General features: G+C 57.6%; 6 protein-coding genes and 3 pseudogenes. 2 read left to right on the forward strand and 7 right to left on the reverse strand.

Annotated elements, in window-relative coordinates:
• The 7 genes and pseudogenes from CK240_RS16940 to CK240_RS18410 all read right to left on the reverse strand — a co-directional run.
• A pseudogene (locus tag CK240_RS16940) lies at positions 1 to 495 on the reverse strand (IS5 family transposase); the annotation flags it as partial.
• A 139-nt stretch (positions 496 to 634) separates the two neighbouring features.
• A complete protein-coding gene (locus CK240_RS18405; protein ID WP_135058889.1) occupies positions 635 to 919 on the reverse strand; it encodes a hypothetical protein in 285 nt (94 codons plus the stop codon).
• Positions 920 to 963: 44 nt separating this feature from the next.
• Positions 964 to 1,590 carry a ParA family protein gene (locus tag CK240_RS16945; RefSeq protein WP_095641478.1) on the reverse strand — a complete coding sequence of 209 codons (627 nt, stop codon included), beginning with the start codon at positions 1,588 to 1,590 and terminating at the stop codon, positions 964 to 966.
• Between the two features lie 56 nt (positions 1,591 to 1,646).
• The gene (locus tag CK240_RS16950) at positions 1,647 to 2,489 is read right to left on the reverse strand and encodes a replication initiation protein (RefSeq protein ID WP_095641479.1); all 843 of its coding nucleotides are present in this window, start codon (positions 2,487 to 2,489) and stop codon (positions 1,647 to 1,649) included.
• Positions 2,490 to 2,959: 470 nt separating this feature from the next.
• Complete coding sequence (locus CK240_RS16955) at positions 2,960 to 3,313, reverse strand: hypothetical protein (protein ID WP_135058890.1); 354 nt, start codon at positions 3,311 to 3,313, stop codon at positions 2,960 to 2,962.
• Between the two features lie 59 nt (positions 3,314 to 3,372).
• Positions 3,373 to 4,014, reverse strand: a pseudogene (locus tag CK240_RS16960) (type IV secretory system conjugative DNA transfer family protein).
• A 120-nt stretch (positions 4,015 to 4,134) separates the two neighbouring features.
• Entirely contained in the window at positions 4,135 to 5,334 is a 1,200-nt protein-coding gene (locus CK240_RS18410) for a hypothetical protein (protein ID WP_135058891.1), read from the reverse strand.
• A 277-nt stretch (positions 5,335 to 5,611) separates the two neighbouring features.
• On the opposite strand from CK240_RS18410, the pseudogene CK240_RS16965 reads away from it, so the two are divergent.
• Together CK240_RS16965 and CK240_RS19360 are read left to right on the forward strand one after the other, a co-directional pair.
• Positions 5,612 to 5,804, forward strand: a pseudogene (locus tag CK240_RS16965) (transposase); the annotation flags it as partial.
• A gap of 60 nt (positions 5,805 to 5,864) precedes the next feature.
• The coding region (locus tag CK240_RS19360; RefSeq protein WP_476704014.1) for a transposase at positions 5,865 to 6,053 on the forward strand (189 nt) is incomplete at its 3' end.

Below are 6,053 nucleotides of genomic sequence, written 5' to 3' on the forward strand. Positions count from 1 at the left end.
TGAACTCGGCTGCGCGTATTTCCAGCGTCTGCTCGTCAATTCCGATGTGGATCTTGCGCCAGACCCGGCGTTTGCTGCCCCCATGCTTGCGAGCGTTCCACTCACCTTCGCCCTCGACCTTGATGCCAGTGCTGTCGATCAAGAGGTGCAATGGGCCTGGCGAGCCGCGATACGGGATGTTGACCTTCAGGGTCTTCTGGCGCCGCGACAGCGTGCTGAAGTTGGGCACGGTCCAGTCCAGGCCGGTCAGGCGCAGCAGGCTCTCAATGAAGCCTGTTGTCTGTCTGAGCGCCATGCCGAACAGCACCTTCATCGTCAGGCAGGCCTGGATGGCTGCTTCACTGTAGTCAGGCTGTCGGCCGCGTTTGCCGGTTGGACTGGCCTCCCACGTCATCTCGGGATCGAACCAGATCGTCAGCGAGCCACAGCGCTTCAGAGCTTCGTTATAAGCGGGCCAGTTCCTGGTCTTGTAGGCGGGGGTGTGGGTCTGCTCATGCGCCCCAGCTACCACGCTGGGTTCACAAGATGAGTCCTACAGCCGATTTGTGCAACAGAGCCAGGGTTTGACCAGAAGCACCGGCACTTTCTGCACTATTCCCCGAGGGTTTGACCAGAAGCACCGGCACTTTCTGCACTATTCCCCGAATGCCCTGCCCGCCTCGTGCCGTTTCCATAGCTCGTTAAGCGCATGCTCGATCAGTTCTGAATTGTTCATGTCCAGCCGCGCCCTCAGGATCGCGACCCGCTCTAGGATTGGGTCACCCTTGTCGAAGTATGCACCGAGGTGCTTCTGCCCTACCCTCTTGCCTACCGGTTTGACGGGCGCAAGCTCCGCTATCGGTTTTCCAACATCAGCCTGGGCTGGATCAGGCTCGGTCGTCTTTCCCATCGCCGCCAGCAGCGGGTTTGACTTCTTCACTTCTGCACTCCAGATTGTGCACAAATGCACATTTTATATTATTCTCAATTGTTCACTTGCAATACTGCACGAACCCACTCCCAAAGCTTGGAGACTTCTTGGGCCGCCTTGCTTTCTACGTCGATTTCCTGAGCCGTCAGGCCAGACGCGCTAGCGTCCCGGTGAGCCTTCCGGCGATGAAGCACCACAGAGGCAGTCCGTGCTCCCAGGGCCTCGATGACCTCACGGGTCTGCGTTACCTCGGTTGAACCGGTCGGGTTGGCCATATTAATGACCGCGAAAACCGGCCGACTGAAGCCACGGCAAAGGCGCAGCGTCCGGGGCATCTGTTCCAATGGTTCAACATCCGGGGTCGTCGGGATCAGCACCAAGTCTGCGACCTCGACAGCGGCCGGGGCTTCAGTTGAGCGGGCAGGCGGCGTGTCGATGATCACCAGATCAGCCGCTTCTTTCGCCTGAGCCAACTTCTTCGGCAGCTCATTCTCCGTTGAGAACACGACCACGGGCACGTCAGCCTCGCGGCGCTCTGCCCACTGGCTTACGCTTTGCTGGGCGTCCATGTCCACGATCAGAACAGATAGGCCGTCCCGCACCGCAGCGACGGCAAGAGAGCGCGCTAAGGTAGATTTTCCTACACCCCCTTTCTGCATTGCAATCGTGATTATCTGCATATTTTATCCTTTGCATTTGTGCACATCCGCACCTTCGAACTTCTGTTTTGTGCCTGTTAGGAGGGCTCCCAGAGTTCCATCCCAGGCAGGTCTACATTGAAGAGATCGCGCTGCTTATCCTGTTGCGCTTGCCACTGAGCTTTTTGCTCTTCGACAGTCTTCGTCCACCAGGAAAGCCGCAGCTTGGTCACCTTCCTACCTTTCGTCTCCACGACGTCGACGCGACACGAGAAGGGGGCAAGGGCATTCACCTCTGCAACTGCTGGCTCGATTGCCTTGCGCCGCAGAGCTGCAAACGGCCCGAGCTTGCCGACCGGTACACCGAGATAGTCGCGCAACTCGTCGGTTTCAAAGTCATTATAGAAGACGTGCTTTAGGCCAATGCGCTTAGCGATGATCTCATAGAGAGCCATTCCATACTTCGTGCTGAAACCATGGAGGATCTGCATTTCAAGACGTGCAAAGATCTGGCTGTCGCGCAGGATCGGGAGGAGCTTGGGATGCAGTTCATAGGTCAACATCGTTGCAATACCAGGACCGAACTTCTCGATATCAGTCGGGCCGAGGAGATGGACGTTCCGTGTTGAGCCATCAGACATACGAACCCGGACTACGGTTTGCATGAGGCTAAGAATAGCCTCAGTGACGCGATCGTTCGAGGTGTGGTTTCCCCGGAGCTCGGCAAAAGGGATCCGGTATTCGCGCCCTTCGGCCGCCATCTCGGGGCCAAAGGCGTTGGACAGTAGCTGATTATAGATCCGGCGGGCCGCGAGGGTGATCTTCTCACCACCGCGAACTTCGATCAACTCTGCGGGCTTGATGACCTCGCCGCGTCGCTGAAACGCTTTGAGCGTCCCCCCTGCGCTATCGTGACTTTTGGGGCGAGGTTCATCCCGCATATCGTGACCTGTGCTGCTTGCGTTGTCACAATAGGCAGAAGGCTAAGCATTTTGGAAGCTAAAGCAGGCGCTCAGGTATTTATCGCTGCCCCTCGCCCCAAAAGTCACCTTGTTAGGGCGTTGCAAGTGAGAGGGTCGCCCCAAAGGTCACCTCACCTCGCCCAGAAAGTCACCTTACTTCGCCCAAAAAGTCACGGTACCTCGCCCAATATGTCACAGTCAGAAAGAATATATATTTATTATCAATAACTTATGTAACCCAAAATGGAAGAAAAAGAAAAAAGAGAAATTCTTCGGTGCAGATCCATCCTTTGTACTCAAGGATGCTCCGGCTGTGGATAAGTGACAGTGACAGTAACAATGGAGATCTTCACTACAGTGAACACGAAGAAGCGGGTTGCCTAGAGCAGAGCCTTGAGGATCATCAGCACGAGAGCTGTTGAGACTGCCCCTGCCCAAACCCACGGCACCTACCTGCGCCAGCGTCGGGCCGCGTCCAACTCCTGTCGCAAGCGTTCGAGCGCGGCCTCTTCGGCCTGTTCCAGTTCCTCCAACCGGGCGGCAGTGGTTTCGTGGTCGCTGCGGATTGCCCGGATGGCTCCGGCAAACTGATCCAAGACCCCATCGAGCGTCGTCTCGACCTCGGCGCCGATGAAGCGGGCGTAGGCAGTGGGGTCGGTCTGCTGTTCGGTGCGTTTCGCCGCGCTGCGGGTCTTCTCTACGGCCTTAGCCATGGCCTCGATCTGCTCGCCTTGGCTGTCGAGGCGCGCCGACATGCTGGCGACGACCTGGCCCAGGAGGTCGAGGGTTTCGCGCAGGGCCACGTCGGACAGGGCAGGGGGCGCGGGTGGGGGTCTGTCGGGCATGGGGGCGTACGGTCCTGTCAGGGGGCGGGTTGCGGGGGGAAGAGGCCGCGGAACTCGGGGTCGGCGTGGTAGCGGAGCTTGCGGGCCAGGATCATCGGGCGGCCCTGCAGGCGCAGGAACTGCAGGTGCGGGGACATCTGCATGATCTCATCCGGCGTCAGCAGGTCGCGCCCGGTCAGCTGGTGGGTGGTCGCGGCGGGATCGCCGGGCCGGTGGCTGGTGGTGGCGTACTGCGTAGTCGCCTGGCCCATGAGCTGGCTCAGGTCCTGCAGGATGGGCCAGAGCTGGAGCCCGTAGCCCGCCATGAGCCCCATGGCCCGCTCCACCGCCTCCAGGCGGCCGAGGGCGGCGAACTCGTCGAGGAGGAACAGCGTGGGCTCCCGGAGGGGCGGAGAGGCCTCCTGCGGCCTCTGAGCGGCTCCTGGGGCCTCTGGGGCGCCCTAGGTCGTCTCCGCATCCCGGGCAATCTCCGCAAGCGCCTGGCTGACCAGCAGGCGCAGCCAGCGGCTGTAGGCATCAAGCCGGTTCGGCGGCAGCACCAGGAACACCGACGTCCGTTCGTGACGCAGGCTGGCAAAGCCGAAGTCGGAGCGGGCCAGGCTGGCGGTGATGCGGGGGCTGTCGAGGAAATGGGTGTGGCGCTGCGCGGAGGAGAGCACGCCCGCGGCCTTGCGATCAGCCTTGCCGAGGAAACGGTTGGCGGCACGGGCAATCAGCCCGCCAGCGCCGGTGCTCCTGCATCAGCTGCAAAAGGCTGCGGAACTGTTCGGGGGGCAGGGTCAGGTACTCGCGCACGGCAGCGAGCGTCCGGCGCTCCTCCGTCTCGTGTACGGCGGCGAAGGAGCAAGACCACGTTCCAACAAGAGATTGGCTGCGGCTTGGTCTATACTAGAACCTTTAGCGCCTCTATGATGTACTTGCGAAAATATAGCCTCGCGGTGCTGAAAATATCGATCCACATCGAAGACTGCACGGAACTCCTCCAAGCGGCCCAAAGCATCAAGCGTTACCATTGTCCGGTAGCACTTCCAACAACGTGAACAATTTCTACCTACCCCAACAAGCGTGCTGCGGCGGGGCGTAGGGGTGACGCATACATCTAGCATATGCTGAGCGTCCTTGTCGTTGGACAGCAAAGCAGTCTTCTTTATGCGATCACTGCCCGCGCCAGAGGAGATGAAGCGGAGCTGGGTAGTAGTAATTAGTGAAAGTAAAATGGAGTCAATATGACCAAGGGCATACTTCGCCTTTAGGTCAACTTCTCTGTAAGAAAAAGCAGATGCATAAAGGTAAATATCAATTTCCCGTTCAAACAGAACTGCGGCAGAAGCATTGCGCAGTGTGTGTGTGCGAATAAAGTCTAATTCGCTTGCTCCCACATAGAAATCTGCTAGATTACTGGTAACTGAGTGCGCGTGCAGACCCAGACGATCTGCATAGCTCCGCGTCCGCCCTGCTGCAGCAGTAAATGAATTGCGTGAACTCTTGCTTGAGTGTTGGCCAAACGCCCCCACATCGAAAATGAAGAGGTCTGTGACGTTAAGCTGCGAAGTAGTATCCGAGTGGCAGAATACTCCTAGTGAATTAAAGCTGTCAATTCCCGCTGAGAAGCCTGTGCCAATACGAATATCTTTTGATACTGTTAAGTCCGGGGGTAAGGCGTCGGCATCGATATCGATGCGGCTCAAACTTGGGTCGAAGTTTATCAAGAGCTCCTGCAGATCGGTGCGCAAGAAATGAAGAAGAAGGGCGGATACACCATGGTCGCACCGTAAGGTTTTTCCTGTTCGCATTGCAGGCAATAGCATTCCAAGTATTGCCCAGTTGGCTGTGATAGAGGGGTGTGGATGTCCTGTAGTACTTGAGATCTCGTAATGCAGTTTTCGCCGGTCCCCGTAGCCCAGGACTAAGCATTGGTAATTAGTTATCGTAGCATCTTGTTCAGTTTTAAAATCCTTCAGGCAGACAGCTTCAGACATAAGCATAGCTCCCTAGTTGGGATATTGTATCACGCTTACAAGAAGGCAATCTTATAGCATACGGTTGAAGATGATGGTCAGGCTGATAAGTTAATCTTATTGGCGAATACGAGAAGGTGTCTTTTTGAATAGCCTCATCCAGCTTGGAGCCGTGACATTGTCCGCGACGTCCTCATCACCTTCTCCACGACCGCGGAGTCCCTTGGCGGGCCGAAGGGTCAAGAACCACTGACTTTCGTCTGCGGTGATGCTTCAGCCTCCGCAAGGAGGCTGATCGATCAGCAACTTGTTCTGGCTGAGCGAAGCGCAGATGGATCGCCTGCGATCCGTTCTTCCCCAAGAGCCATGGCAAGCTCCGCGTCGATGATCGCCACGTGGCTCTAGCGGGATAATCTTTGTCAATCACAACGGATTGCAATGGCGCGCCGCGCCGCAGGAGTATGGTCCAGTTGAAGACTCTCTACAATCGTTAGGTGTTTGATCCCACGGTTTGATGGTGCGATCCTTTCTCAGGAATGGAAGGAAGCATTATGGGCCAGGTTCGTCACGGAAGCGCCACGACCACGCACGCCGTCAGAGCTGCAATACAACGATCGCAAGCTTCGCTCGCGACGTTGAGCCGGGATCTTGGGATCAACCCGAAGACCGTTGCTAAATGGCGCAAGCGCCAGACGGTCGAGGACCTCAAGACCGGGCCGAGAGAGCCGCGCTCGACGATC

This window comes from Paracoccus salipaludis, assembly GCF_002287065.1.
Lineage (GTDB): Bacteria > Pseudomonadota > Alphaproteobacteria > Rhodobacterales > Rhodobacteraceae > Paracoccus > Paracoccus salipaludis.

What these genes read in the sequence shown, in the direction of transcription:
- CK240_RS16945 (WP_095641478.1), bottom strand. Translation starts at nt 1,590, where the DNA reads ATGCAGATAATCACGATTGCAATGCAGAAAGGGGGTGTAGGAAAATCT.
- CK240_RS16950 (WP_095641479.1), bottom strand. Translation starts at nt 2,489, where the DNA reads ATGCGGGATGAACCTCGCCCCAAAAGTCACGATAGCGCAGGGGGGACG.
- CK240_RS18410 (WP_135058891.1), bottom strand. Translation starts at nt 5,334, where the DNA reads ATGTCTGAAGCTGTCTGCCTGAAGGATTTTAAAACTGAACAAGATGCT.